Origin of the sequence: Cellulomonas sp. IC4_254, assembly GCF_011603975.1 — a bacterium.
Taxonomy (GTDB): domain Bacteria; phylum Actinomycetota; class Actinomycetes; order Actinomycetales; family Cellulomonadaceae; genus Cellulomonas.
The window spans coordinates 1-25,910 of sequence record NZ_JAANNB010000008.1 but is presented as its reverse complement, the minus strand read 5'-3'; the positions used below and the strand labels follow the sequence as shown (position 1 = coordinate 25,910).

20 protein-coding genes, 2 tRNA genes and 2 pseudogenes are annotated in these 25,910 nt (G+C 73.0%); 8 read left to right on the top strand and 16 right to left on the bottom strand.

All coding sequences use genetic code 11. The features are described from left to right. Positions 1 to 18 precede the first annotated feature (18 nt). From G6556_RS01815 to dnaA, 11 genes and pseudogenes are all read right to left on the bottom strand, one after another. Positions 19 to 94: transfer RNA gene (locus G6556_RS01815), tRNA-Ala, on the bottom strand. Between the two features lie 69 nt (positions 95 to 163). Then, complete coding sequence (locus G6556_RS19290; protein ID WP_240933499.1) at positions 164 to 283, bottom strand: DLW-39 family protein; 120 nt, start codon at positions 281 to 283, stop codon at positions 164 to 166. A gap of 25 nt (positions 284 to 308) precedes the next feature. After that, positions 309 to 382 (bottom strand) — tRNA-Ile (locus G6556_RS01810). 70 nt (positions 383 to 452) lie between these two features. Next, positions 453 to 1,187, bottom strand: coding sequence for a DUF3566 domain-containing protein (locus G6556_RS20100; protein ID WP_346774665.1), 735 nt, complete (start codon positions 1,185 to 1,187; stop codon positions 453 to 455). Continuing rightward, positions 1,184 to 3,799, bottom strand: a complete 2,616-nt coding sequence (gene gyrA / locus G6556_RS01800; RefSeq protein WP_166938066.1) for a DNA gyrase subunit A — start codon at positions 3,797 to 3,799, stop codon at positions 1,184 to 1,186. Before gyrA ends, G6556_RS20100 begins: the two co-directional genes overlap by 4 nt. A gap of 74 nt (positions 3,800 to 3,873) precedes the next feature. Next, entirely contained in the window at positions 3,874 to 5,874 is a 2,001-nt protein-coding gene (gene gyrB / locus G6556_RS01795; RefSeq protein WP_346774664.1) for a DNA topoisomerase (ATP-hydrolyzing) subunit B, read from the bottom strand. A 278-nt stretch (positions 5,875 to 6,152) separates the two neighbouring features. Continuing rightward, on the bottom strand, positions 6,153 to 6,788 hold the full coding sequence (locus G6556_RS01790) for a DciA family protein (protein ID WP_346774663.1): 636 nt from the start codon (positions 6,786 to 6,788) through the stop codon (positions 6,153 to 6,155). Next, positions 6,778 to 8,040 (bottom strand): DNA replication/repair protein RecF, encoded by a 1,263-nt coding sequence (recF, locus tag G6556_RS01785; protein ID WP_166938062.1) that lies wholly within the window; start codon positions 8,038 to 8,040, stop codon positions 6,778 to 6,780. The genes G6556_RS01790 and recF overlap by 11 nt, the downstream gene beginning before the upstream one ends. Positions 8,041 to 8,050: 10 nt before the next feature. Continuing rightward, positions 8,051 to 9,013, bottom strand: a pseudogene (gene gnd / locus G6556_RS01780) (phosphogluconate dehydrogenase (NAD(+)-dependent, decarboxylating)); the annotation flags it as partial. Positions 9,014 to 9,146: 133 nt separating this feature from the next. Then, positions 9,147 to 10,277: a DNA polymerase III subunit beta gene (dnaN, locus tag G6556_RS01775; RefSeq protein WP_166938057.1), complete on the bottom strand. Its 1,131-nt coding sequence runs from the start codon at positions 10,275 to 10,277 to the stop codon at positions 9,147 to 9,149. A gap of 747 nt (positions 10,278 to 11,024) precedes the next feature. Continuing rightward, positions 11,025 to 12,461, bottom strand: coding sequence for a chromosomal replication initiator protein DnaA (dnaA, locus tag G6556_RS01770; RefSeq protein ID WP_205692882.1), 1,437 nt, complete (start codon positions 12,459 to 12,461; stop codon positions 11,025 to 11,027). A gap of 497 nt (positions 12,462 to 12,958) precedes the next feature. On the opposite strand from dnaA, the gene rpmH reads away from it, so the two are divergent. The 8 genes from rpmH to G6556_RS01730 all read left to right on the top strand — a co-directional run bounded on the left by rpmH (position 12,959) and on the right by G6556_RS01730 (position 20,961). Continuing rightward, on the top strand, positions 12,959 to 13,096 hold the full coding sequence (gene rpmH, locus G6556_RS01765; RefSeq protein ID WP_010849920.1) for a 50S ribosomal protein L34: 138 nt from the start codon (positions 12,959 to 12,961) through the stop codon (positions 13,094 to 13,096). A 13-nt stretch (positions 13,097 to 13,109) separates the two neighbouring features. Beyond that, entirely contained in the window at positions 13,110 to 13,490 is a 381-nt protein-coding gene (gene rnpA, locus G6556_RS01760; RefSeq protein WP_166938053.1) for a ribonuclease P protein component, read from the top strand. Continuing rightward, a complete protein-coding gene (yidD, locus tag G6556_RS01755) occupies positions 13,487 to 13,810 on the top strand; it encodes a membrane protein insertion efficiency factor YidD (protein ID WP_166938051.1) in 324 nt (107 codons plus the stop codon). Before rnpA ends, yidD begins: the two co-directional genes overlap by 4 nt. Positions 13,811 to 13,829: 19 nt before the next feature. Continuing rightward, on the top strand, positions 13,830 to 15,131 hold the full coding sequence (gene yidC / locus G6556_RS01750; protein WP_166938049.1) for a membrane protein insertase YidC: 1,302 nt from the start codon (positions 13,830 to 13,832) through the stop codon (positions 15,129 to 15,131). 51 nt (positions 15,132 to 15,182) lie between these two features. Continuing rightward, positions 15,183 to 15,695 carry a R3H domain-containing nucleic acid-binding protein gene (locus tag G6556_RS01745; RefSeq protein ID WP_166938047.1) on the top strand — a complete coding sequence of 171 codons (513 nt, stop codon included), beginning with the start codon at positions 15,183 to 15,185 and terminating at the stop codon, positions 15,693 to 15,695. Positions 15,696 to 17,975: 2,280 nt separating this feature from the next. Then, entirely contained in the window at positions 17,976 to 18,752 is a 777-nt protein-coding gene (gene rsmG / locus G6556_RS01740) for a 16S rRNA (guanine(527)-N(7))-methyltransferase RsmG (RefSeq protein WP_166938045.1), read from the top strand. Further along, a complete protein-coding gene (locus tag G6556_RS01735; RefSeq protein ID WP_346774662.1) occupies positions 18,749 to 19,738 on the top strand; it encodes an AAA family ATPase in 990 nt (329 codons plus the stop codon). Before rsmG ends, G6556_RS01735 begins: the two co-directional genes overlap by 4 nt. Next, positions 19,735 to 20,961: a ParB/RepB/Spo0J family partition protein gene (locus G6556_RS01730; RefSeq protein WP_166938043.1), complete on the top strand. Its 1,227-nt coding sequence runs from the start codon at positions 19,735 to 19,737 to the stop codon at positions 20,959 to 20,961. The genes G6556_RS01735 and G6556_RS01730 overlap by 4 nt, the downstream gene beginning before the upstream one ends. 123 nt (positions 20,962 to 21,084) lie before the next feature. On the opposite strand, the gene G6556_RS01725 is transcribed toward G6556_RS01730, so the two are convergent. The 5 genes and pseudogenes from G6556_RS01725 to G6556_RS01705 form a co-directional block, all read right to left on the bottom strand. Next, the gene (locus G6556_RS01725) at positions 21,085 to 22,047 is read right to left on the bottom strand and encodes a D-alanine--D-alanine ligase (RefSeq protein ID WP_166938041.1); all 963 of its coding nucleotides are present in this window, start codon (positions 22,045 to 22,047) and stop codon (positions 21,085 to 21,087) included. Between the two features lie 143 nt (positions 22,048 to 22,190). Next, complete coding sequence (locus G6556_RS01720; RefSeq protein ID WP_166938038.1) at positions 22,191 to 23,531, bottom strand: PLP-dependent aminotransferase family protein; 1,341 nt, start codon at positions 23,529 to 23,531, stop codon at positions 22,191 to 22,193. Positions 23,532 to 23,656: 125 nt separating this feature from the next. Next, positions 23,657 to 23,998, bottom strand: coding sequence for a thioredoxin (gene trxA / locus G6556_RS01715; RefSeq protein ID WP_166938036.1), 342 nt, complete (start codon positions 23,996 to 23,998; stop codon positions 23,657 to 23,659). An 8-nt stretch (positions 23,999 to 24,006) separates the two neighbouring features. After that, on the bottom strand, positions 24,007 to 25,068 hold the full coding sequence (trxB, locus tag G6556_RS01710; RefSeq protein WP_166938034.1) for a thioredoxin-disulfide reductase: 1,062 nt from the start codon (positions 25,066 to 25,068) through the stop codon (positions 24,007 to 24,009). An 85-nt stretch (positions 25,069 to 25,153) separates the two neighbouring features. Then, positions 25,154 to 25,910: pseudogene (locus G6556_RS01705) on the bottom strand (hypothetical protein); the annotation flags it as partial.

The window sequence follows — 25,910 nt, the reverse complement described above, 5'->3', positions numbered from 1 at the left end:
GCCGTCGTGGTTCGTGCGTGGTGGAGCCAAGGGGACTCGAACCCCTAACCCCCTGCTTGCAAAGCAGGTGCGCTACCAATTGCGCCATGGCCCCGTGCGACCGCGCGGTGCGCAGCGGCGGGTTCCGGCCGCGCAGCTGGCGGCGGAGGAGAGGAGCGGTGGTCTACTCGACCGAGTCGGTGACCTCGGCCCACAGGTCGCGGTCGTCGCGCTCGGCGGCGTACCGCGTCCAGAGGACGTAACCCGCGGCGGCGACCGCCGTGAGGAGCAGCAGCTTCTTCATGGATTCCTCCACGGGGCTTCGGGAGTGGGCCTAAGAGGACTTGAACCTCTGACCTCTTCCTTATCAGGGAAGCGCTCTAACCGTCTGAGCTATAGGCCCTCCGCACACCAGGCGCGCTGGCGTGCCGGACGAGACTACCCCAGCCGGGGCGTCCCGCCCAAACCGGGGGTCACTCGTCCGTCATCGTGACGTGCACGCCACCGACCAGCGCGGCGGTGATGTTGTACAGGAACGCGCCGATGGTGGCGAGCGCCGTGATGAGGAAGATGTCGACGACGGCGACCAGGGTGGCGATCGACAGCACGCGGTCGAACTCGACGTACCGCATGAGGTTGATGTCCGAGTCGGCCAGGATCTCGGTGACGAGGTCGTTGATCGTCGCGAACACGTGCAGCGAGTCCAGCGTGATCCACACGACGGCGGTCGCGACGACGATCATGATGCCGATCGCGACGGACATGAGGAACGACAGCTTCATGACCGACCACGGGTCGACGCGCGAGATCGCGAGCCGCACGCGGCGCGGGCCGGAGCCGCCGAGCGCCGAGGTGCCGGAGGGGCGCGCCGCGGTGGCGGTCGCCGTGCCGGAGCCCGTCTTGCCCGTCGCCGCGCCGGCGGCGGCACCGGCCGCCGCACCCGCACCGGCGCCGGTCGCGGCCGACCCGCCCGACGCGGCCGGGCGGACCGGCTCCTGCGTCGTGGTGGTCGCCGCGGCGGGGGCGGAGGTGCGCCCGGAGCCGCTCTTGGCGGCGGCCGGGGTGGCCTTGGTCGCGGGGCTCGTGGCGGCCGGAGCCTTGGCGGCGGGCGCGGTGGCGCGCTCGGCCTGCTCGGTGGCGGTGCGGCCGGCCGGCTTGTCGCCGGCGTCGCCCTTGCGGGGCGGGATCGACGGAGGCGTGTCGGTCACGCGTCCTCCTCGGAGGTCTCGTCAGCCACCGGGGCGTCCGGAGCTGTGGTGGCGCTGGTGTCCTCGAGGGCCGCGGACGTGGTCACGTCCGGCTCGCCCGACTCACCCACGGTACCCGCCTCGTCACCGAGGTGACGCTCGATGTTGCGAGCGACCGCGATGATCCGGTCCCCGTTGTCGGGCTTGGCGAAGATGACGCCCTGCGTCGTGCGGCCGGTCGCGTTCACCTCGGAGGTGGCGGAGCGCACGATCTTGCCGCGCTCCATGATGACGAGCACCTCGTCGTCGGCGTCCGTCACCAGCGCGCCGACCAGGTCGCCGTTCGCCTCGGGGAGGTTGGCGACCTTGATGCCGAGGCCGCCGCGGCCCTGGACGCGGTAGTTCTCGACGGTGAGCGCGGTGCGCTTGGCGATGCCGCCCTGGGTCACCGTGAACAGGAACGCCTCCTCGCGGACGACGTCCATCGCGAGCAGCTCGTCGTCGGCGCGGAACTTCATGCCCGTGACGCCGGAGGTGGCGCGGCCCATCGGGCGCAGCGCCTCGTCGGTCGCGGTGAACCGCAGCGACTGGCCCTTGCGGGAGACGAGGATCAAGTCGTTCACGGAGTCGACGATGCGGGCCGACACGAGCTCGTCGGGCAGGCCGTCCTCGTCCTCGCGCAGGTTGATCGCGATGACGCCGCCGGAGCGGTTGGAGTCGTACTCCGCCAGCCGGGTCTTCTTGACCAGGCCGCGCTTGGTCGCGAGCACCAGGAACTCGGCCTGCTCGTAGTCGCGCAGGTCCAGGACCTGGGCGATCTTCTCGCCCGGCTGGAACGCCAGCAGGTTGGCGACGTGCTGGCCCTTGGCGTCGCGGCCGCCCTCGGGCAGCTCGTACGCCTTGGCGCGGTACACCCGGCCGAGGTTGGTGAAGAACAGCAGCCAGTGGTGCGTCGTCGTCACGAAGAAGTGGTCGACGATGTCGTCCTCGCGCAGCTGCGCGCCGCGCACGCCCTTGCCGCCACGGCGCTGTGCCCGGTAGTTGTCCGACCGGGTCCGCTTGGCGTAGCCGCCGCGGGTGATGGTGACGACCATCTCCTCCTCGGCGATGAGGTCCTCGACGGACACCTCGCCGTCGAACGGCAGGATCGTCGTGCGGCGCTCGTCGCCGTACCTGTCGACGATCTCGTCCATCTCCTCGCGGACGATGCCGCGCTGGCGCTCGGGGGACTCGAGGATCGCGCGGTAGCCAAGGATCTCCTGCTCGAGCTTGGCGTAGTCGTCGAGGATCTTCTGGCGCTCGAGCGCGGCCAGCCGGCGCAGCTGGAGGGTGAGGATCGCGTTCGCCTGGACCTCGTCGATGTCGAGGAGGGCCATCAGGCCGGTGCGGGCCTCGTCGGCGTCGGGGGAGCGGCGGATGAGCGCGATGACCTCGTCCAGCGCGTCCAGCGCCTTGAGGTAGCCGCGGTAGATGTGGATCTGCTCCTCGGCCTTGCGCAGCCGGAAGTTGGTCCGCCGGACGATGACGTCGAGCTGGTGGGTCGTCCAGTGCCGGATGAACGCGTCGAGGCTGAGCGTGCGCGGCACGCCGTCGACCAGCGCGAGCATGTTGGCGCCGAACGTGTCCTGCAGCTGGGTGTGCTTGTAGAGGTTGTTCAGCACGACCTTGGCGACCGCGTCGCGCTTGAGCACGATGACCAGGCGCTGGCCGGTGCGGCCCGAGGTCTCGTCGCGGATGTCCGCGATGCCCTGGACGCGGTTCTCGCGGACCAGGTCAGCGATCTTCTTGGCCAGCGTGTCCGGGTTGACCTGGTACGGCAGCTCGGTGACGACGAGGCAGATCCGGCCCTGGATCTCCTCGACCTCCACGACCGCGCGCATCGTGATCGAGCCGCGGCCGGTGCGGTACGCCTCCTCGATGCCCCGGTGGCCGAGGATCGTCGCGCCGGTGGGGAAGTCGGGGCCCTTGACGCGGGTGAGCAGCGCGGCGAGCAGCTCCTCCTTCGACGCCTCCGGGTTGTCCAGGTGCCAGCGGACGCCCTCGGCGACCTCCCGCAGGTTGTGCGGCGGGATGTTGGTCGCCATGCCGACCGCGATGCCGGCGGAGCCGTTCACCAGCAGGTTCGGGAACCGCGACGGGAGGATCGACGGCTCCTGGGTGCGGCCGTCGTAGTTGTCCTGGAAGTCGACGGTGTCCTCGTCGATGTCCCGGACCATCTCCATGGCCAGCGGCGCCATCTTGCACTCGGTGTACCGCGGGGCGGCGGCGGGGTCGTCGCCGGGGGAGCCGAAGTTGCCCTGGCCGGCGACCAGCGGGTAGCGCAGCGACCAGTCCTGCACCAGGCGGACCAGGGCGTCGTAGATCGCCGTGTCGCCGTGCGGGTGGTACTTGCCCATGACGTCGCCGACGACGCGGGAGCACTTGGAGAACTGCCGGTCGGGCCGGTAGCCGCCGTCGTACATGGCGTACAGGACGCGGCGGTGCACGGGCTTGAGGCCGTCGCGGACGTCCGGGAGCGCGCGGCCCACGATGACGGCCATCGCGTAGTCCAGGTAGGACCGCTGCATCTCGAGCTGCAGGTCCACCTGGTCGATGCGGCCGTGCTCGATGTTGTCGCCGGTCAGCTCAGTCACAGGTCAGGGTCCTTCGGTGGGACGGACCCGGCGCGCGGCGTGCGCCGGGGTCGTGCGGAGGGGTCGGGGCTCGGTCAGATGTCCAGGAACCGCACGTCGCGCGCGTTGCGCTGGATGAACGAGCGGCGGGACTCGACGTCCTCGCCCATGAGCACCGAGAAGATCTCGTCCGCCGCGGCCGCCTCGTCGAGCGTGACCTGCAGCAGCGTGCGGTGCTCCGGCGCCATGGTGGTCTCCCACAGCTCGGAGTAGTCCATCTCGCCCAGACCCTTGTACCGCTGGATGCCGTTGTCCTTCGGGATCCGCTTGCCGTTGGCCTGGCCGTCGGCGAGCACGGCGTCCCGCTCCCGGTCCGAGTACACGTAGTCGTGCGGGGCGTTGGACCACTTGATGCGGAACAGCGGCGGCTGCGCCATGTAGACGTGGCCCTTGAGGATCAGCTCCGGCATGTACCGGTAGAGCAGCGTGAGCAGCAGCGTCCGGATGTGCTGGCCGTCGACGTCGGCGTCGGCCATGAGCACGATCTTGTGGTAGCGGAGCTTCGAGAGGTCGAAGTCCTCGCCGATGCCGGTGCCGAACGCGGTGATCAGCGCCTGGACCTCGGCGTTGCCGAGCGCGCGGTCGAGGCGCGCCCGCTCGACGTTGAGGATCTTGCCGCGGATCGGCAGGATCGCCTGCGTCTGCGGGTTGCGGCCGCGGACGGCGGAGCCGCCGGCGGAGTCGCCCTCGACGATGAACACCTCGCACTCGGCGGGGTTGTTCGACTGGCAGTCCTTGAGCTTGCCGGGCATCGAGTTGGACTCGAGCAGGCCCTTGCGCCGGGTTGCCTCGCGCGCCTTGCGGGCGGCGAGCCGGGCCTGGGACGCCTGGATCGCCTTGCGGATGACGTCCTTGGCCTCGTTCGGGTGCGAGTCGAGCCAGTCGCCGAACTGCTCGTTGACCACCCGCTGCACGAAGGTCTTCGCCTCCGTGTTACCGAGCTTGGTCTTGGTCTGGCCCTCGAACTGCGGCTCGCCGAGCTTGATCGACACGACGGCGGTCAGGCCCTCGCGGATGTCGTCGCCGGTGAGGTTGTCGTCCTTCTCCTTGAGGATGCCCTTGTCGCGCGCGTAGCGGTTGACCAGCGAGGTCATCGCCGCGCGGAAGCCCTCCTCGTGCGTGCCGCCCTCGGTGGTGGAGATGGTGTTCGCGTACGTGTGCACCGACTCGGAGTAGGCGCTGGTCCACTGCATCGCGACCTCGACCGAGATCTTGCGCTCGGTGTCCTCGGCCTCGAAGTCGATGACGTCCGGGTGCACCAGGTCGACCTTCTTGGCCGAGTTCACGTGCTTCACGTAGTCGACCAGGCCGCCGTCGTACTTGTAGGTGACGGTGCGCGCGGCGGGCACGTCCACGGCCGGGGTGTCGTCGCCGGCGACCTCGTCCTCGGTGTCGCCGTGCTGCGGGCGCTCGTCCGTCAGCGAGATCTGCAGGCCCTTGTTGAGGAAGGCCATCTGCTGGAACCGGGAGCGCAGCGTCTCGAAGTCGAACTCGACCGTCTCGAAGATGCTGGGGTCCGCCCAGAACGTCTGCGACGTGCCGGTCTCCGTGGTCGCCTCGCCCTTGCGGAGCTCGCTCGCCGGCTTGCCGCCGTCCGCGAAGTCCATCTCCCAGGCGAAGCCGTCGCGCTTGACGACGGTCTGCACCCGCGTGGACAGCGCGTTCACCACGGAGATGCCGACGCCGTGCAGGCCGCCTGACACCGCGTAGCCGCCACCGCCGAACTTGCCGCCGGCGTGCAGGATCGTCATGACGACCTCGACGGTCGGCCTGCCCTCGGTGGGGTGGATCGCGACGGGGATGCCGCGGCCGTTGTCGACCACGCGCACGCCGCCGTCGGCCAGCAGGGTGACCTCGATGTGGTCGCAGTAGCCGGCGAGGGCCTCGTCGACGGAGTTGTCGACGACCTCGTAGACGAGGTGGTGCAGGCCGCGCTCACCGGTGGAGCCGATGTACATGCCGGGACGCTTGCGGACCGCCTCGAGACCCTCGAGCACGGTGATCGCGGACGCGTCGTAGGCGGGAGTCCCGTTCACCGTCCCCCCGGGTGCGGAGGAGTCAGGTCCGGTGGAGGGGCTCAAGTCAGCCACGGGCGGTGGTGCTCCTCAGTTCTCACACGCGGCGGAGGCGCCCGTCCTCCGGGCGGGAGGGCGGATCACTCCACGACGACGGAGATCGTGCGTCCTGGACCGGCGCAGACGCGCCAGAGCTGTCGATTCCCAGTGTACCCGGACCCGCGCCGGAAACCCCTGTCAACGGGCCGTGCTGCGGACGCGTCCGGCCGCGTGGTGCCGCGGCGGAGGGAGCGGTCCCGTCAGCCCCAGGTGTCCCGGGGCCCCCGGCCCTTGACCGAGCGCCGGCCCTTGCCGAACCCGGGCCCCTGCGGACCGAGCACCCGCACGTCCTTGACCACGCCCTCGCCGACGTCCTCGGCCATCCGGCGGACCAGCTGCGGCGCCAGCATCTTGAGCTGCTGCGCCCACGCGGAGGAGTCCGTCCGCACCACGAGGACCCCCTCGGCGAACGTCTCGGGCGTGCAGTGGTCGGCGATCTGGTCCCCGACGACCTCGCGCCACCGTCCCACCACGCCGCCGACCGACACCTCCTGCACCCAGCCGCGGTCCCGGAACAGCGACGCCATCGTCGCGGACACGGTCAGCGGGTCGCGCGGGTGCACACCGGCGCCGCCGAGCTCGGCGGGGGAGAGCGGTGACCGGCCGCGGGGCGCCTGGCCGGGGCGGTAGCCCTTGGACCGGGCGACGGAGCGGAACCGGGCGAGGGACAGGCGGGCCATCTGCGCGGCCGGGGTGACGTCGAGCTGCTCGGAGACCGGGACGGCGGGGTCGAACGTCGGGGCGTCGTCGGCCTCGGGAGCGGCGGTCGGCGCGGGGTCCGGGGCCGGACCGGCCGCGCCGGCGCGCCCGGGGGAGGTGGGGTCGTCAGGCGACACGGGCGACCTCCGACGCCAGCACGTCGTAGCGCGAGCCGGCCAGCCGCTCGGGCACGTCGCCCGGGACCGCCGCCGTGACGAACACCTGGCGCGCCCCGGCGACCATCTCGGCCAGCCGCTCCCGCCGCTTCGCGTCGAGCTCGGCAAACACGTCGTCGAGCATCAGCACCGGCTCGCCGTCCGGCCCGGAGTCGGCGACCCAGAGCTGCGCGGCGTCCTCGGTGGTGCCGGCCTGCGGGCCGTTCGTGAGCAGCTCGTAGGACGCGAGGCGCAGCGCCAGGGCGACCGACCAGGACTCGCCGTGGCTCGCGTAGCCCTTGGCGGGCAGGTCGCCGAGCGTCAGCACCAGGTCGTCCCGGTGCGGCCCGACCAGGCAGACGCCGCGCTCGAGCTCCTTGGGCCGCACCCGGGCCAGCGCCTCGAGCATCTGCGCCTCGACGGCTCGGGCGGGAGTCGCGGAGTCCGCACCGGGCTGGGCCGGACCGGGCGCGGGCGGGAGCGTGTCGCGATCGGCGTCCGCACCGGCCAGCGCCGCCGCGAGCGAGGACCGGTAGCCCACCTGCGCGGCGCCCTGGCCGTCGCTGACCCGCTCGTACGCGTCGCCGACGTACGGGTCCAGGGCCGCGACGACCGCCTGCCGGGCGACGATCACGTGCGCGCCGAGCTCGGCCAGCTTCGCGTCCCAGACGTCCAGGGTGCTGAGGTCGAGGTTCGAGCGGGAGCCCCGGAACCCGGCCGCGGACTTCAGCAGGGCGGTGCGCTGCTTCACGACGCGGTCGTACTCGGAGAACACCCCGGCGAGCCGGGGCGTCACCTGCACGGCGAGCTCGTCCACGAACCGCCGGCGGCCGTCCGGGTCGCCCTTCACCAGCGCCAGGTCTTCGGGCGCGAACAGCACGGAGCGCAGCGCGCCCACCACGTCGCGGGCCCGGGACGGGGCGCCGTTGAGCTTCACGCGGTTCGACCGGCCGGAGCCGAGCTGCGCCTCGATGACGAGCGCCCGCTCGGAGCCGTCGTCCTGCGCCCGGACGATGCGCGAGCGCACCACGGCCGCCGACGCCCCGGCTCGCACGAGCGGGGCGTCGGTCGGCACACGGTGGCTGCTGAACGTGGAGACGTAGCCGATCGCCTCGACCAGGTTGGTCTTGCCCTGCCCGTTCGGACCGACGAGCGCGGTGATCCCCGGCTCGAAGGTGAGGTCGACCTGGTGGTACGACCGGAAGTCCGTCAGGGACAGGTGCGAGACGTACATCGGCGGGGCGTCAGCCCTCCGAGCGCACGCCCGCGGGGGCGTCGCCGGAGATGGGGGCACCCGCGGCCTTCACCGCGTGCCCGCCGAACTGCTGGCGCAGCGCGGCGACCGCCTTCATCGCGGGGGACTGCTCCTGGCGGGACTGGAACCGGGCGAACAGCGCGGCCGTGATGACCGGCAGCGGCACGGCGGCCTCGATCGCCTCGTCCACGGTCCAGCGGCCCTCGCCCGAGTCCGCGACCCAGTCGTCGATCGCCTCGAACGCCTGGTCCTCCTCGAGCGCCTTGACCAGCAGCTCGAGCAGCCAGGAGCGCACGACGGTGCCGCGCTGCCAGGCCTTCATGGTGCCGGCGACGTCGGTGACGATGTCCTTGGCGGCCAGGAGCTCGTAGCCCTCGGCGTACGCCTGCATGAGGCCGTACTCGATGCCGTTGTGCACCATCTTGGCGTAGTGCCCGGCGCCGACGTCGCCGGCGTGCACGAAGCCCTCCTCGCGCGGGCCCTCGGGGCGCAGCGCGTCGAACACCGGCATGACCCGCTCGACCTGCGCGGCGTCGCCGCCGACCATCAGGCCGTAGCCGTTGGCGAGGCCCCAGACGCCGCCGGAGACGCCGACGTCGAGGAAGTGGATGCCCTTGGCGCCCAGCTGCTCGGCGTGGCCCTTGTCGTCGCCGAAGTACGAGTTGCCGCCGTCGATGACGAGGTCGCCCTCGGTCAGCAGGCCGCCGAGCTCCTCGACCACCGCGTGGGTGACGGCACCGGCCGGGACCATGACCCACACGACGCGCTCGCCGGCGGGGAGCGCCGCGACCAGGTCGGCGAGCGACGCGACGTCGGTGACCTCGGGGTTCCGGTCGTAGCCGGTGACCTCGATCCCCGCGTTCCGCATCCGGTCGCGCATGTTCGCGCCCATCCTGCCGAGACCCACCAGGCCGATCTGCATCGCTCCACCTCTCCTCGCCCGACCGCCGCGGGGACGGCTTCGCGTCCCGCGGCGTCCTTGTCGCCCGCCATTCTCCTGCTGCGACGCGGGTGCTGACGACCGGTGGGCCCGTCTCGCAGGTCACACCCGGGTGCGCGCCGGCCGGGACCGGCGCGCCCCGGCCTCAGGACGCGAAGCGGATGGGGACCAGGAGGTAGCGGTACTCCTTGAGGTCCTCGCCCTCCAGCGACTCCTGGCCGGTGAACTCGACCGGCTTGTTCGGGTGCGTGAACGACAGCCGCACGAACGACGTCGTCAGGGCGCCCAGGCCGTCGAGCAGGAACTGCGGGTTGAACGCCACGGCGATGTCCTCGCCGACGAGGGTGGCCTCGAGCGCCTCGGAGGCCTGCGCGTCGTCGCCCTGGCCGGCGTCGAGGACGACCTGGCCGTCGGTGAACGTCAGCCGGATCGGGGTGTTCCGCTCGGCGACGAGCGCGACGCGCTTGGCGGCGTCCGCCAGCAGCTGCGTGTTGACGACGGCGTGGATCGGCGACTCGTCCGGGAACAGCCGGCGCACGGCCGGGTAGTCGCCGTCGACCAGCAGCGACGTGGTGTGCCGGCCGCCGGCCTCGAAGCCGATGAGGTCGACGCCCTGGCCGGTCGCGAGGCCGACGTTGACCGAGCCGGAGGCGCCGAGCGACTTCGCGGCGTCCGAGAGCGTGCGGGCGCGGACCAGCGCGACCTCGGAGAGGCCCGGGTCGGACGGGTGCCAGGTGAGCTCGCGCAGCGCCAGGCGGTACCGGTCGGTGGCGAGCAGCGTGACCTTCTCGCCCTCGATCTCGACGCGGACGCCGGTGAGCAGCGGGAGGGTGTCGTCGCGGCTCGCGGCGACGGTGACCTGGGCGACCGCGCGGGTCAGCTCGTCGCCGTCGACGGTGCCGGTGAGCGCCGGCATGGCCGGCAGCTGCGGGTAGTCCTCGACCGGCATGGTGAGGAGCGTGAACCGGCTCGCGCCGCAGGTGACGGACACCTTGGTGCCGTCGAGCTGCACGTCGACCGGCTTGTTCGGCAGGGCGCGGGAGATCTCGGCGAGCAGGCGGCCGGAGACCAGGACGGTGCCGGGCTCGCTGACGTCCGCGGGGATCTCGGAGCGCGCCGACACCTCGTAGTCGAAGGAGGCCAGGCGGAGCGTGCCGTCGGCCTCGGCCTCGATGCGGACACCGGCCAGGACCGGGACCGGCGGGCGGGTGGGCAGGCTGCGAGCGATCCACGTGACGGCTTCTGCGAGGACGTCACGTTCGACGCGGAACTTCATGCCCCACCCTCTCGATCTGGGGGATCGCGGGGATCCCGTGCGCGGTGCTGAACGACCCCGGCCGTGGGAGGGCAGGGGTCGCCCCGAACACTACGCGAGTGACCAGGGGTCCGGTACCGAACCGGGGGTGGGCTGTGGATGCGCTCCGAGGGGCCGGAACGTTCGTCAGGACGCGACGAGAGGGTGCCGGGAGCGGCCGCCCGGGCGGGGCGTGCGTGGCGCCGCCGGCGCACGAGGACGCTGGGCGAACGATTCGGGGCCTCGGAGGTCGTGCACAGCCGCTGTCGTCCCGGGCCTCGTCTGCGAGCCGGGCACCGGCACGGCCGGCCGGTCGTCCAGCAGCCGGCTCGCAGAGCCTTGACGGGCTGTGGATCTTCTTCCTAGGGATCAGTCGTCGTCATCGTCGCTTCTGTGCACTCTGGGGATTGCGGGTCTTCGCGCTGGTCAGCGTGTCGGAGGGCGTGTGCACGACGGCTGTGGACCGGCTGGGGACGACGCGGCCGGACGTGGACAGTGCTCCAGGCGTCCTTCTCCGTCCACGACGACCCCAGGATCCGTCCACACGAATCCTGGGGGTCATCCACCGGTTTCCACAGACGTGTCCACAGGTGTGCACATTCGTCCCAGGCCTGATTCGTGCGCCCTGCGGGCACCAGAACGCGACGACCCGCCGCCGGCCGGTGCCGGGGCGGGTCGTCGGGGTGCTGCTGCGGGCGCCGGGCGCTCGGGCGCCGGGCGCGGCGGCGGTCAGCCGCGGCTCTCCTGCTTGATCCGGTTGGTCAGCTCCGTCACCTGGTTGAAGATCGAGCGGCGCTCCGCCATGAGCTCGCGGATCTTGCGGTTCGCGTGCATGACGGTGGTGTGGTCGCGGCCGCCGAACGCCTGGCCGATCTTCGGCAGCGACAGGTCGGTCAGCTCGCGGCACAGGTACATCGCGATCTGCCGGGCGGTCACCAGCACGCGGGACCGCGAGGAGCCGCACAGGTCCTCGATGGTGAGGCCGAAGTACGCCGCGGTCTGGCCGATGACGGCGGTCGCGGTGATGTCCGCCTGGTCGTCGTCGGTGATGAGGTCCTTGAGCACGATCTCGGCCAGCGACAGATCGACCTGCTGCCGGTTGAGGTTCGCGAAGGCCGTGACGCGGATGAGCGCGCCCTCGAGCTCGCGGATGTTCGTCGAGATCTTGGACGCGATGTACTCGTGCACGTCGTCGGGCGCCTGGAGCTTGTCGTTCGCCGACTTCTTCCGCAGGATCGCGATGCGGGTCTCGAGGTCCGGCGGCTGGACGTCCGTGATGAGGCCCCACTCGAAGCGGGAGCGCATCCGGTCCTCGAAGCCGTTGAGCTGCTTGGGCGGCAGGTCGGACGTCAGGACGATCTGCTTGTTCGCGTTGTGCAGGGTGTTGAACGTGTGGAAGAACTCCTCCATCGTCTGCTCCTTGCCCTGCAGGAACTGGATGTCGTCGATGAGGAGCACGTCCACCTCGCGGTAGCGGCGCTGGAACGCGCCCGCCTTGCCCTCCGAGATGGAGTTGATGAAGTCGTTGGTGAACTCCTCGGAGTTCACGTAGCGCACGCGCACCGAGGGGTACAGGTTGCGGGCGTAGTGCCCGATCGCGTGCAGCAGGTGGGTCTTGCCCAGACCCGAGTCGCCGTAGATGAACAGCGGGTTGTAGGCCTTCGCCGGCGCCTCGGCGACCGCCACCGCCGCGGCGTGGGCGAACCGGTTGGACGAGCCGATGACGAACGTCTCGAACAGGTACTTCGGGTTCAGCCGCGCCGGCTCGACGCTCGGGGTCGGCCCGGCGGGCTCGCGGCGGAACGGCTCGGCGCGCGCCGGCTCGACCTGCGCGGAGTCGCCGGTGCTCGGGTGGCCGGTCGCGGCGTGCGCGACGACGGGCGTCGGCCCGGACTCCGGGCCGCGGGCGGGGGGAGCGGTCGCCAGCCCGGCGTCCCCGGTCTCGATCGACGGGTCCACCGTGATCGCGAACCGGGCCTCGCGGCCCAGCGCGGCCGCCAGGGCGTCCGACACCTCCTGGCGGACCCGGGTCTCCAGGTAGTCCTTCGTGAGGTCGTTGCCGACCGCGAGCAGCATCGTGCCGTCGAGCAGGCCCAGCGGCTTGGCCAGGCGCACGAAGGCGAGCTGGCGCGGCGTGATGTCGGGGCTCACCTCGAGCTGCGCCATCGCGGCCGACCAGACCTGCGTGAGCTGATCGTCCTGTCCTGACACCTGTACCTCGCTGCCGTCGTGAGTCGCGTGGTCGAGTGTCGCACGCCCCGGTGACGTGTCCACAGACTTGTCCACACCTGTGCGTGACGGTGGATCACGCTGGATGTCGGGCTCGCCGTGGCGTGTCCGGTCCCCTTGTGCGGCGTCGTCCACAGGCTCGGCCGGCTCTGTCCACGGGGTGGGGACCGGGTTGCTGCGGGACGCGTCGGGGGACGATGCTAGTGGCCGACCGGACCGCGCGGGAGAGGGTCGCCCTCCCGACGCCGGGCCGCGGGCCTCGCGGTTTGACCCCTGCGCGCGGGCGACGTAACGTTGACCAGCCTTGAGATGGCTCCTGCTGGCGTGCCCTGACGTCGGCCGCGTCCGACGACGTGGGTACCGGAGCAGTCGAGCAACGGGCACCGAGACCTGGCCGGACGTCGGCCGATGTACCGAAGTACTTGGAGACCATCGTGAGCAAGCGGACCTTCCAGCCGAACAACCGGCGTCGCGCCAAGACCCACGGCTTCCGTCTGCGCATGCGGACGCGTGCCGGCCGCGCGATCCTCGCCGCCCGTCGGCGCAAGGGTCGCGCCGAGCTGTCGGCCTGACCCACCCGACGCGGTGCTGCCCGCCGCGCACCGGATGCGCCGGTCCGCCGACTTCGAGCGGGCCGTGCGCGGCGGTGCGCGCGCCGGGCGGAACACGCTGGTGGTGCACCTCGTGACGCGAACCGACCCCGGACCTGGTCCGGCGGTCGGTTTCGTCGTGTCCAAGGGCGTGGGCAACGCTGTGACCCGCAACCGGGTCAAGCGGCGGCTCCGCGCCCTGGCCACCGAGCGGGTGGGCTCGCTGCCGGCCGACGCGGACCTCGTCGTGCGCGCGCTCGCGCCAGCGGCCCAGGCCGACTACGCCACCCTCGGGCGCGAGCTCGACGGGGCGCTGCGGACGGCGTCCCGGCGGCGTGCCGAGCGGGCCGCTCCCGCCTCGGGCGGGCCGCGATGAGCACCGTGCGGGAGGAGCCGGGCGCCGTCGTCCGCGTCCTGCGCGCGGCGGTGCGGCTGCCGCGCCGGCTGCTCGTCCTGCTGATCCGCGGGTACCAGCGTTTCCTGTCCCCGCTCACCCCGCCGACGTGCCGGTTCTACCCGTCGTGCTCCGCGTACGCCGTGATCGCCCTCGAGCGGCACGGCGTGATCCGGGGCACGCGGCTGGCCGTCTGGCGGATCCTGCGTTGCAACCCGTGGAACCCGGGCGGCGTCGACGACGTTCCACCGGCGGGGTCGCACCGTCGACACCCGCACGGCGCGGTCGCCTCCGCGCACTGATCACCTGGAGAGTTCCCCGATGAGCTGGTTCGACGGCCTGCTGTACCCGATCATGGTCGCTGTCGCCTGGATCATGGTCCAGTTCCACTCGCTGCTGACGTGGCTGGGCCTCGACCCGGCCGGCGGCGCCGCGTGGGGCTTCTCCATCGTCGGCCTCGTGATCGTGATGCGGATCATCCTGATCCCGCTGTTCTTCAAGCAGATCAAGGCGTCCCGCGGCATGCAGATGCTCGCGCCGGACATGAAGAAGATCCAGGCGAAGTACAAGGGCAAGACCGACCCGGCGTCCCGCGAGGCCATGAGCCGCGAGACCATGGAGCTCTACCGCAAGCACGGCACGAACCCGTTCTCGTCCTGCCTGCCGATCCTGGCCCAGTCGCCGATCTTCTTCGCGCTGTTCCGGGTGCTCAACTCGCTCCCGCAGCTGGCGAGCGGGGACTACCCGCGCCCGAACCTCGGCCCGCTCACCCAGGACCTCGCCGCCCAGGCCGAGAGCGCCACGATCCTCGGCGCCCCGCTGTCGGCGACGTTCATGAATGCCGCGCAGTTCGGCGACGCCGCCGCGAACGTGCGCGTCGTCACGATCATCCTCGTCGTCGCGATGTCGCTGACCACGTTCACGACGCAGCGCCAGCTCACGATGAAGAACATGCCGCCGGCCGCCCTCGAGGGCCCGATGGCGCAGCAGCAGAAGATGCTCATGTACGTCTTCCCGCTGATCTTCGCCTTCTCCGGCGTGAACTTCCCGATCGGTGTCCTCATCTACTGGACCACCACCAACCTGTGGTCGATGGGCCAGCAGTTCTACACGATCCGCCGGATGCCGGCCCCCGGGTCCCAGGCCGAGGCCGCGCTCAAGGCGCGCCAGGCCAAGAAGGCCTCGCACAAGGGCCTGTCGATCGAGGAGTCCGACACCCTCACCATCGAGGAGAAGCCGGTCAGCGGTCAGCGGCAGCAGCCGGTCGGCAAGGCCCGCGCGAAGAAGCAGCGCCCGGCCGGTGCGCCGGGTGCGGCCACGGGTGCCGCCACTGGGACGTCCGCGGCTGGTGCGGCCGGTGCGGCGAAGACGGGGTCGGTGGGCGCGACGAAGGCCGGGTCCGGCACGACCCCCGCGGCAGGTGTCAAGGGCGGTTCGCCGAAGGCCTCCGGCACCGGCGCGTCCGGCTCGGGCAGCGCGCAGGGCGGCAAGCCCGCCGGCGGCGCCGGCTCGGGTCAGCCCTCCTCGGGCAAGAAGAAGCGGAGCGGCTCCGGCCAGGGCGCCGGCGGCTCGGCGCAGAGCCGGCCCGGCTCCACCCCGTCGGGCAGCGCGACCGACGACTGAGACCTCCGCGCCCCGGCGCGACCCCGACCCTCCCAGCAAGGAGAGCCCCACATGACCACTCCCACCGACGCATCCGGTGAAGCCGGCGCCGTGACCCGCCTCGAGGAGGAGGGCGAGATCGCGGCCGACTACCTCGAGGAGCTGCTCGACATCGCCGACCTGGACGGTGACATCGACATCGACGTCGACCACGGTCGCGCCGCCGTGGAGATCGTCGCGGAGGAGGGCACCGAGCGCGCCCTCCGCAAGCTGGTCGGCGAGGACGGCGAAGTGCTCGACGCGCTGCAGGAGCTGACCCGGCTCGCCGTCCAGGCGAAGACCGGCGACCGCAGCCGGCTGATGCTCGACATCGCCGGGTACCGGGCCGGGCGCAAGACCGAGCTCGTCGCCGTCGCCGAGCAGGCGATCGCGGAGGTGCGGTCGTCCGGCGCCGAGGTCTCGCTCGACGCGATGAACCCGTTCGAGCGCAAGGTCGTCCACGACGCCGTGGCCGCCGCCGGGCTCACCTCCGACTCCGAGGGCGTCGAGCCCGCGCGGTACGTGGTGGTGAAGCCGGCGAGCTGAGGCTCGTTCGACGCTTCGGCAGGAGCCGACGAGAGGCCGGTCCCGGGAGGGACCGGCCTCTCGCGCTTCCGGCCGCGCGCCTCTCGGTGGCTTTGGGCGAAGTCGTTTCTGCGCGAAGGAACGGCACGATGTGCGTGGGCGTGCGGAAAGTGCCACGTGGGCTGACGGCACGGATCGAGCAGCGGTCGGCGGCCGCGCCGACCGGCTCGGGACGCGAGATGGCCGACCGGCAGTGGCGCGTCGTCGGGAGCCTCCCCGGCCCGGGTGAAGCGCGGGCGGGACAGGACACGGTTGGACTGCGGGACGCACCGGACGCGGTCGGAGCGGGCGGTGTGCCGGACACGGTTGGGGTGCCGGTCGCACCGTGCGGTAGGGGTGCAGGATGAGCCGACCCCGTTGGAGCGCGTGACGTGCCGACGCCGGTGGAGTGCGGGATGTGCTGGCCACGTGGTGGCGGGATGGCGCGAGCCGCGGGTCGCTTCCGGCGGAGCGCTGGCCTGTCGATCGGTGGCTGCGGGTGCACCAGCGCGTCCACCCACGTGGCCTTGCGTCCCGTCCGGTCGTCTCCGAGCGCCGGCTGCATCGCGGATGCGCGGCCGGATCTCCGGGTCCGAGGGCAGTGGCACGAGGTCCCGAGAACTGCCGCGGCGGCATGGTGCGTGTACACCCCCGGGCGGCGTGCGAACCCGAGCGACAAATGCACCGAGGTAGGTTCCGGGGGCCGAGATAGGGCCGCCGACGGTCCTACGCCGGCCCGGGGGCCCTATGTCGGCGCAGCCGCGTGGCAGTCGGAAGTTCGTGCCCGGTGCTGTAGGCGAGAGAGATAGGGCCGACTGCGAGGGGACCGCTGGCCGGCTCGCCCGGCCATGCGACGGACGTCCCCAGCTGGTCTTGACCTGCGCGGTCCCGGGAGAGTCACCCGCGGGAGGTGGTTCGGTCGGGTTCAGCTCGCGGCGACGCACGCGGTGGCAGAGAGCATCCGGGAAGCGGGCAAGCGCTCGGGTGTTCATCGAGCCCCGCGTGTTCCTGGTCACCGGAAAGACGTTTCACGTGGAACCCCCCTGGGTCCCACGACAGGCGGTCCCATGAGGTGCTGCCGTCTGCTTTGTGCACGGGGACGTCTGGCTCGGCAGCCGCGATTCTGGCTCGGCAGCCGCGCCCCGCAGGCGGCGGGCTGGTTCGCCGCGGACGGGCAGGAGAGTGGGGTCGGGCCGTGAAGGGGCCGCCTGCGGCCGGGGGCGGCAGGGGCGAGCCGACGACGAAGGCGGCCCGCAGCGCCCTCGGGGCGGCACCGACGACGAAGGCGGCCCGCAGCGCCCTCGGGGCGGCACCGCCGACGACTGGATCGGGGGAATGCATGCGACCGACCGACCTGTACGTGACTTCGGCGCACGGGTGAGAGCGGCGTGGCGATACGCAGTGGACTGCACAAAGGGCGGATGCCCCTGTTGCACGTGAAACGTTGACCACAGCGACCACCCCGATGCAGAAGGCGCGCGGACCGGCCGCGGGACCGACGCTCGGGTACCCAGTCGACGTCCCGGCTGCAGCCCAGGCGTATCAGCCGGACTCGGGAACGGTGGCGATGCGCCCCCGAGCGGTGCCCGGTGCTCTACCCCCGGTCGAACCGTCGGACGACGCCCGTCGAAGCCAGAGCGCGGAAGGGACTCGCGGGGGTGCCACATGGTCCGAGTCCTGCTTCACGTGGAACGCGGGCGGTCGGCGACCGAGCGCGACGCCGGAGAACCGGCTCGCCGAACGGCGTCATGCGTGCGGCCTTCGCTGTCAACGCGGGCGGGTACGGGTACCTCGAGCCATCGTCCGCGCCGACCTCCGCAAGGTTTGCACCGCACGCGTAGCCGACCGCGCCGTCCGGCGCCGTAGGCGGGCCCGTGGGGGTGCGGCACGCGAGTCGCGTCGACCGTTGCTCAAGGCCGCGTGGACCTGCGACTCGACGTCGGTCATCGGTTCCACGTGGAACGCCACCGGGAGGCGTCCGGATGGCACGCATCGGCAGGCGCTCGGGGCAGGAGGCGAGACGGGCCACCTGGCGCACGTCAGGTGCCGTGACGGCGGCCAGAGTGAACCGGTGCCGCGTCGGGGGCTCGACGAACCTCCTCGACAGCCGCCGATCCGAGCGCGTTCCACGTGGAACACGCCCTCTCGACACCCGCCCCGCACGAAGGGAGCGTCGGAGCCGCGCGGTACCGTAGGACCTCACGTGCGCACCGGTCCGAACCGGCCCGGCGCACCACCCGATCCCGAGACCAGGGGAGTCCTGTGCGGCCTGAGTCGGCCCCCGCGCGCGACGACGAGCAGCGCGACGCGCCCGTCGACCCGTTGGACGGCGACCCTCGCCTGCCCGAGCATTTCGGTGCGGCGTGGCCGGCGGTCGAGGGGTACCACGCCATGCTGCGTGACCAGGGCGTTCTCCGTGGGCTGGTCGGTCCGCGGGAGGTCGCCCGGCTATGGGAGCGGCACATCGTGAACTCGGCTGCGGTGGTGCCGTTCCTCCCGGCGACCGGGACGATCGTCGACGTCGGCAGCGGCGCGGGGCTGCCCGGCATCGTCGTCGCGGCGATGCGGCCGAACGCAGAGGTCGTGCTGCTGGAGCCCATGGAGCGCCGCACGGACTGGCTGTCCGAGGTGGTCGACACGCTCGGACTGTCGAACGCCCGGGTGCTGCGGGGCCGCGCCGAGGACCAGATCGGCACGCTGCGGGCGGACGCGGTCACGGCACGAGCCGTCGCCGCGCTGGACAAGCTCTACGGGTGGACGCTGCCGCTGCTCGCGGTCGGCGGTCGGCTGGTCGCTCTCAAGGGCGGTCGGGCGCAGGACGAGGCGGAGGCGGCTGTCGCGGTGGGGGAGCGGTTCGGCGGCGGCCCCGCGTCGATCGAGGTCGCGCCCACGCTGCCGGGGCTCGAGTCGACCAGCGTGGTGCTCGTGACGCGGACGGGCCCGGGCACCGCTCCGGCGCCGGCAGCCAACCGTGTTTCACGTGGAACGGAGGGCCGGTCGCGACGACCGCGCCGCGCGACGAAGGGACAGGGCGCGTGACGACGGACCCCAGCCGCTGGGAGGTCGAGGACCCCGACGAGCGACGCCGTGCCGCGCTCGTCGAGAGCCTCCCGCCCGCAGACGACGACACCCCGCTGATGGCGGAGCTGCGCCAGGACGCCCGTCGCCGGATCGAGCTGCGGGGGCGCACGTTCCCGCGCCCGGACCGGACGCGCGTGATCACGGTCGCCAACCAGAAGGGTGGGGTCGGCAAGACCACGACCACGGTGAACCTGGCGGCCGCGCTGGCGCAGTCCGGCCTGCATGTCCTCGTGATCGACAACGACCCGCAGGGCAACGCCTCGACGGCGCTCGGGGTGGACCACCGCGCGGGCGTGACCTCGGTCTACGACGTGCTCGTCGACGGGACGCCGCTCTCGGAGGCGGTGTACCCGAGCCCGGACGTGCCCAACCTCTGGTGCGCGCCGGCGACGATCGACCTGTCGGGCGCCGAGATCGAGCTGGTCTCGATGGTGGCCCGCGAGACCCGGCTCCGGAACGCGGTGCACGCCTACCTGGAGGAGCGCGAGGCCCGGGGAGAGCCCCGGATCGACTACGTGCTCGTGGACTGCCCGCCGAGCCTCGGCCTGCTGACGGTCAACGCGTTCGTCGTCGGTGACGAGGTGCTCATCCCGATCCAGTGCGAGTACTACGCGCTGGAGGGGCTGAGCCAGCTGCTGAAGTCCATCGAGCTGATCCAGGCGCACCTGAACCGCGGCCTGCACGTGTCGACGATCCTGCTGACGATGTACGACGGCCGCACCAACCTGGCGCAGCAGGTCGCGCAGGAGGTCCGGGAGCACTTCCCGGACAAGACGCTCCGGACCACCGTGCCGCGCTCGGTGCGCGTGTCGGAGGCGCCGTCCTACGGCCAGACGGTCCTGACGTACGATCCCGGCTCGAGCGGTGCGCTGGCCTACCTGGAGGCGGCGCGAGAGCTCGCCGAGCGCGGCACCACGGCCGGCCGGCAGAAGGAGGACGCGTGAGCGAGAAGCGACGAGGGCTCGGGCGCGGCCTGGGCGCGCTCATCCCCACCGGGGCGGAGCCCCGCGAGGGGGACCGGCCCGTCGACGTCTTCTTCCCCGACCGGACGACCCCGGACGCCCGCGAGGGGCGTGCCGACGCCCTGACCAGCAGAAACGCGCGGAACGGCGTGGCGGACCCCGAGGTCGACGGCGCCGCTCGCGGCGTGACGACCGCCGCCGAGGCGACCGCGGCCGCCGCGGCCCCGGCCCCCGCGACGCCGGCCACGCGCTCCAACGGCCGCAAGGGCGTCCCGTCCCTCACCGTGCGGCAGCCGTCGCGGACCCGGTCGCAGACCGCGGCGGAGCCCGCTGCGGCCGCCGAGGTCCCCCCGATGCCCCCGACGGCCGAGGTCGACGACCTCGTGCCGGTGCCGGGAGCGGTGTTCGCCGAGCTCCCGGTCGGCTCGATCCGGCCGAACCCCCGGCAGCCCCGGTCGGTGTTCGACGAGGACGCGCTCGACGAGCTGGTCGGGTCCATCCAGGAGATCGGCGTGCTGCAGCCCGTCGTCGTGCGCGCCGTGGACGACGGCTACGAGCTGATCATGGGGGAGCGGCGCTGGCGCGCGACCCAGGCGGCCGGGCTGGAGACGATCCCGGCGATCGTCCGGCAGACCGAGGACGCCGACCTGCTGCGCGACGCGCTGCTGGAGAACCTGCACCGCTCGCAGCTCAACCCGCTGGAGGAGGCGGCGGCGTATCAGCAGCTGCTGGATGACTTCGGTTGCACGCACGACGAGCTCGCGCAGCGGATCCACCGGTCCCGCCCGCAGATCTCCAACACGCTGCGGCTGCTCCGGCTGCCCCCGCTCGTGCAGCGACGGGTCGCGGCGGGGGTGCTGTCGGCGGGTCACGCCCGCGCGCTGCTGGGCCTGAGCGACGGCGCGGCGATCGAGCGGCTGGCGCAGCGGATCGTGGCCGAGGGCCTGTCGGTCCGCGCGGTCGAGGAGATCGTGGCGCTCGGCGTCGAGGACGGCACGCCCAAGCAGCGTCGTCCCCGTGCCGGGCTCCGCAACGAGGCACTGGACGACCTGGCGAGCCGGCTCTCCGACCGGTTCGAGACGCGCGTGAAGGTCGACCTCGGGAAGCAGCGCGGCAAGCTCACGGTGGAGTTCGCCTCGGTGCAGGACCTCAACCGGATCCTGTCGAGCCTGGCGCCGGACGACCCGGGCATCCTGCGCTCCTGACCGACCCGCGGCGGGCGCCGCGCGAGGGCCGACGGGCCCACGCCGCACGCCCCTCAGCAGCCACGAGGCGCCGGCACCCCGGGCAGGGGAGCCGGCGCCTCGTCGCGTGCGCCCTCGGCGCGCTCAGCGGTCCGAGAGACCCGCCTCCACCAGCCGCCGGTACAGCGTCGGGAGGTGGTGGCCGCCGGCCTCCGCGCCCTGCGGGAACAGCGACGTCTCCGTCATGCCCGGCGCGACGTTCACCTCGAGGAACCAGGGCTGCCCGTCGGCGTCGATGATCAGGTCGGTGCGGGACAGGTGCCGCAGGCCGAGCACCTGGTGCGCGGCGACGGCGGTCTCGGCGGCGCGCGCCGCGAGGTCGTCCGGCAGCCGCGCCGGGGCGAAGTACTCGGTGCGCCCGGGGTTGTACCGGGCGTCGTAGTCGTACGGTCCGTCGGTGACCACCTCGACGGCGGGCAGCGCCACGGGCGTGCCGTCGAGCTCGACGACCCCGACCGCGACCTCGACGCCCTCGACGGCGCGCTCGATCAGCGCGGTGTCGCCGTAGGCGAAGCAGGCCACCATCGCGCCGGGCAGCTCCTCGGCGCTGCGCACGAGCGTGACGCCGAGGGCGGAGCCGCCCCGGGAGGGCTTCACGACGAGCGGCAGACCGAGCTTCGCGACGACGGCGTCCATGACGCGCCCGGCGCCGAGCTCGCGGAACAGGCTCTGCGGGAGCGTGACGAACTCGGGGGTGGCGATGCCGGCGCGGGTGACGGTCGTCTTGGCGATGGGCTTGCTCCAGGCGACCCGGCTCGCGCGCGGGCCGGTGCCCAGGCTCGGGACGTCCAGCAGCTCCAGGACGTCGCGCACGGAGCCGTCCTCCCCGCTCGCGCCGTGCAGCAGCGGCCAGACCAGGTCCGGGCGGGTCTCCGCGAGGGCGGGCACCAGGTCGGCGTCGACGTCGTGCACGGACACGTCGACCCCGGCCGAGCGCAGGGCCTCCGCGACCCGGCGGCCCGAGCGCAGCGAGACGTCCCGCTCGTGCGACAGCCCTCCCGCCAGGACGACGACGCGCGGGGTGGCGGGGACGGGGTCGTGCGGCACGGTTCGGGTCCTCCAGGTGCGGCCGCGGGCGGCCGGTCGTCGACGGGCGGGGTGGCGCCGAGGTGCGCGGGCAGCAGGCGCCGCCTCGACCGTACCGGGTCGTGGCCTGCGGCCGGGCGCGCGCGGTGCCCGGCCCGGGCGGGTCAGGCCAGGTCGGGACCGGGCGACTGCACGTCGCCGCGCGCTGCGGCGCCGCCGGTGCCGAACAGCGACACGAGCTCGCTCTCCGCCGACACGACGCCGGCGAGGCGGCGCACGCCCTCGCGGATGCGCTCGGGGGTCGGGAAGCAGAACGACAGCCGCATGTGGTCCGAGCCCTGGCCGTCGAAGTAGAAGGCGGTGCCGGGCACGTACGCGACGCGGGCGGTCACCGCACGGGGCAGCATCGCCTTGGCGTCCAGGCCGTCGGGCAGCCGGACCCAGGTGTAGAAGCCGCCGTCGGGCACCGTCCACGACGCGTCGGGCAGGTGCTCGGACAGGGCGCCGACCATCGCGTCCCGCCGCTCGCGGTACAGCTCCCGGAAGGCCTTGACCTGGCCCTTCCAGTCGCAGGTCGCGAGGTAGGCGCTGATGGCGAGCTGCGACGCGTTGGAGGGCGACAGGATCGCCGACTCGGACGCGAGCACCAGCTTCTCCCGCACGGCGTGCGGGGCGACGGCCCAGCCGACGCGGTAGCCGGGGGCGAACGTCTTGGAGAACGACCCGAGGTAGATGACGCCCTCGTCGCTCATCGAGCGCATGGCGGGCAGCGGCTCGCGGTCGAAGCCGAGCAGGCCGTACGGGTTGTCCTCGAGGACGAGCACGCCGTACCGGGCGGCGATCTCGAGGATCCGGGGCCGGCGCTCGGCCGAGAGCGTGACGCCCGCGGGGTTGTGGAAGTTCGGGACCGTGTAGAGGAGCTTGACCCGGCGGCCCTGCCGCGCGAGGTCGGCGAGCGTCGTCTCCAGCGCCTCGGGGATCAGCCCGTCCGCGTCGAGCGGCACGTGCACCACGTCGGCCTGGTACGCGCGGAACACGCCGAGCGCGCCGACGTAGGACGGGGCCTCCGCGACCACGACGTCGCCCGGGTCGACGAACAGCCGGGTCACGAGGTCCAGCGCCTGCTGCGAGCCGGTCGTCACCACGACGTCGTCGGGGTGCGCCTCGATGCCCTCCAGGCGCATCACCTCGAGGATCTGCTCGCGCAGCGTCTCGTCGCCCTGGCCGGAGCCGTACTGCAGGGCCGTGGTGCCGCGGGTGGCGACGACCCGCTGGGCGAGGTCGCCGATCACGTCGAGGGGCAGGCCCTCGAGGTACGGCATGCCGCCCGCGAGCGACACCACCTCGGGGCGGTTCGCGACGGCGAACAGCGCGCGGATCTCCGAGGCGCGCATGCCGTGCGTGCGCTCGGCGTAGGAGCCGAGCCAGCGGTCGAGCCGCGTGCCGGCGGCCGGGGTCGGGTGGGGGCCCGACGCCGTGCCGTCGGGCCGCTCGAGAGCGGTCATCTCCCGAGTGTGCCACGCCACTCCCGCCGCCCGGCGTCCCGTCCACGACGGGCGCGCCGCACGCGCACGAAGCCCGTCCGCGGGGACGGGGAGGCTCCGGGGTCAGCCGGCGCCGCGCGCCGGCGTCACCAGGTGGCGATCTCCGCGAGGGCGGCGTCCAGCTCGGCGGCGTACGCGCGCTTCTCGCGCGCCCCCACCAGCGTCCGGACCAGGTCGCCCTGGTGGAACACGTAGAGCGTCGGGATCGACACCACGTTGTACCGGGCGGCCAGGTCCTGCTCCGCCTCGGTGTCGACGGCGACGAACCGCAGCCGGCCCGCGTAGGTGCGCGCGAGCTCCGCGAGCACCGGGGTCACCATGCGGCACGGCACGCACCAGCCCGCCCAGAAGTCGACGACGACGGGCAGCTCGGACCGCAGCACCTCCTGCTCGAAGGTGGCCGCGGTCACCGCGGGAGCGGCGGCCACGCCGGTGCTCAGTGCCCGGCGGCGGCCGCGGCCGAGGCGGTGTCGGCGCCCTGCGCCTCGAGCGCGTCCGCGGCGTCGACGTCGGCCTGCTCGACGGCGGCGGGGATCTCGGCCGGGGAGGCCGGGTCCACGTCGCCGAGCGCGGCGAGGTAGTGCTGCGCGTCCAGCGCGGCGGAGCAGCCGGAGCCGGCCGCCGTGATCGCCTGGCGGTACGTGTGGTCCACGGCGTCGCCGGCCGCGAACACGCCCGGCAGGTTGGTCCGGGTCGACCGGCCCTCGACGACGATGTAGCCGTTCTCGTCCAGGTCGACCTGGCCCGCCAGCAGCTCGGTGCGCGGCACGTGGCCGATCGCGACGAACACGCCGGTCGCGCCGTGCTCGCGGGTCTCGCCCGTGACGGTGTCGCGCAGCGTGACGCCGGTGACCTTGTCGTCGCCGTGGATGCCGACGACCTCGGAGTTCCACGCGAACTGGATCTTCGGGTCGTTCTTGGCGCGGTCGGCCATGATCTTCGACGCCCGGAGCTCGTCGCGGCGGTGCACGATCGTCACCGACTTGCCGAACCGGGTGAGGAAGGTGGCCTCCTCGACCGCGGAGTCCCCGCCGCCGACCACGATGATGTCCTGGTCGCGGAAGAAGAACCCGTCGCAGGTCGCGCACCAGGACACGCCCCGGCCGGACAGCCGCTTCTCGTCGTCCAGGCCGAGCTCGCGGTACGCGGAGCCGGTGGACAGGATGACGGCGCGGGCGCGGATGGTCTCGCCGCCGCCGGTGACGATGGTCTTGACCGGGCCGGCGAGGTCCAGCTCGACGGCGTCGTCCCACAGCACCTCGGCGCCGAACCGCTCGGCCTGCTTCTGCAGGTTGTCCATGAGGTCGGGGCCCAGGATGCCGTCGGGGAAGCCCGGGAAGTTCTCGACGTCCGTGGTGTTCATGAGAGCGCCGCCGGCGGTCACCGACCCGGCCACCACGTAGGGGGCCAGGCCCGCGCGCGCCGCGTAGATCGCGGCGGTGTACCCGGCGGGGCCGGAGCCGACGATGACGATGTCGCGGACGGGGGTCTCGGTCACGATGCTTCCTCGAGGTCGGGGAACGAGCTGTTGCAGCGGAGAACAGATCCGGGGCGCGGTCTGTTCCGTGCCCGGCGGGGTGCGGTCAGGAGACCGCGAGGTTGGAGATCTCGATGCGGTTCTGACCGTCCGGGGTCTGCGCGAGCGACGGGAACCAGAGCACGATGCTCTGCGTCTCGGTCGGCTGCGCGAGGGTCAGGACGGTCTGCGGGGCGAGCGCCCCCGAGGCCAGCACGTCGCCCGCCGTCGGGTTCGCGGCGTCGGTCGAGCGCACCTCCACCGCGCCGCCCGAGCCGTTGACGTCCAGCGTGATCGCGGTGACCGTCGCGGGTGCCTGCAGCGTGATCACGAGGCCCACCGCGTCCTTGAACCCGGCGTAGTCCGGCCGGTTGTAGGTGTGGGTGTACCAGGAGGTCGCCGGGTCGCCGTCGGTCAGGCGGCCCACCAGCTCCTCGTGCTCCCCGTCGCCGTCGGACGGGTCGATGCTGTTCACCGCGGCGATCACTGGCGGTGCGGCGGCCGGCGCCTGCTCCTCGGCGGGCGCCTCACCCTCGGCGGCGGGCGCCTCGGTGGCAGGGGCGGAGGTGGCCGGTGCGGGCGCGGCGTCGGCACCGGCGTCGTCGGACGACCGGAACGGCGCGAGCACGTTGCCGATCGCGATGATCACGCCGATCACGACGGCGAGCGCGACGCCGCCGAGCACCCAGCGCGTCGGGTCGATCCGGCGCTGGGAGACGGGCACGGGGCGCTCCTCCGCCGGGAACGGCAGGTCCCAGTCCGGGCGGTCCGCCGGCGCGTCGGTCGCGGGCGGGGCCTCGGAGCCGAACAGCGGGAGGACGGGC

Coding starts and splice junctions, on each gene's coding strand:
- G6556_RS01720 (WP_166938038.1), bottom strand. CDS start 23,531: ATGACCGCTCTCGAGCGGCCCGACGGCACGGCGTCGGGCCCCCACCCG.
- recF (WP_166938062.1), bottom strand. CDS start 8,040: ATGTACGTCTCGCACCTGTCCCTGACGGACTTCCGGTCGTACCACCAG.
- G6556_RS19290 (WP_240933499.1), bottom strand. CDS start 283: ATGAAGAAGCTGCTGCTCCTCACGGCGGTCGCCGCCGCGGGTTACGTC.
- yidC (WP_166938049.1), top strand. CDS start 13,830: ATGAGCTGGTTCGACGGCCTGCTGTACCCGATCATGGTCGCTGTCGCC.
- dnaN (WP_166938057.1), bottom strand. CDS start 10,277: ATGAAGTTCCGCGTCGAACGTGACGTCCTCGCAGAAGCCGTCACGTGG.
- G6556_RS01745 (WP_166938047.1), top strand. CDS start 15,183: ATGACCACTCCCACCGACGCATCCGGTGAAGCCGGCGCCGTGACCCGC.
- yidD (WP_166938051.1), top strand. CDS start 13,487: ATGAGCACCGTGCGGGAGGAGCCGGGCGCCGTCGTCCGCGTCCTGCGC.
- dnaA (WP_205692882.1), bottom strand. CDS start 12,461: ATGGCGCAGCTCGAGGTGAGCCCCGACATCACGCCGCGCCAGCTCGCC.